Genomic DNA, 842 nt, shown 5'->3' on the forward strand with positions numbered 1-842 from the left:
ACAAGTAACCATTATTCGACAACGCCTAATAGCTATGGAAACGAGTTAAATGTAAATGAATTAAATATTGAAGGCAGTATTAATTCAAATCTTGATTTCAAAATTGGCAGACAAATTGTCGTATGGGGTAAGTCTGATTCTATTCGTATTACCGATGTTCTAAACCCACTGGACAATCGCACACCAGGACTGATTGACATTAAAAATTTGCGCCTTGGTAGATTGATGAGTAAATTGGATTATTACCAAGACAACTTAAAAATTTCTGCTGCTCTATTGCACGAAAATCGTTTTAGTAAAAATCCAAAATTCGGCTCTGATTTTAAAGCTAGCACGGATTTACCAGAAAGCAAACCTGGTAATAATTTGAAGAACACTGGCATTGCACTAAGCCTAACAGGTGAGTTTTCTGGTTATGATTTTGGCATTTATTTTGCCGACACTTATCTTGATAAACCTTATTTTGAAAATGGTGCTTTGCATTTTGATAATAAATCAAAAATGCTGGGCTTTGCCTACAATCAAGTCATTGATAATTTTTTGTTAAAAACAGAAGTGACCTACTTTGACACCCTTAAATATTCAGGGCTTAATGGCACAAAATCAAGAATTGATAGTCTAATCGGCGTGGAGTACACAGGCATTAATAACGGCTCAATTAGCTATGAGCTGTCACTCAAAAAAATCAATAATTATGACAATGTCATCAACGCTCAATCTAACAACTTTACCAAACAAGAAACCTATCAACATGCCTTGCGTTTTACTCAGTCGTATCTCAATCAAACAATTGATTTAACTGCAATTTTAGGTGTATTTGGTAAGAAGGGTGATAAGGATGG

General features: G+C 34.7%; 1 protein-coding gene. It reads left to right on the plus strand.

All coding sequences use genetic code 11. From position 1 onward, the window contains the following. Nucleotides 1-842 (plus strand): DUF1302 family protein (locus BAZSYMA_RS09905; RefSeq protein WP_338152904.1); only part of this gene is annotated, 842 nt, incomplete at both ends.

Origin of the sequence: Bathymodiolus azoricus thioautotrophic gill symbiont (assembly GCF_001298715.1) — a bacterium.
Taxonomy (GTDB): Bacteria; Pseudomonadota; Gammaproteobacteria; order PS1; family Pseudothioglobaceae; genus Thiodubiliella.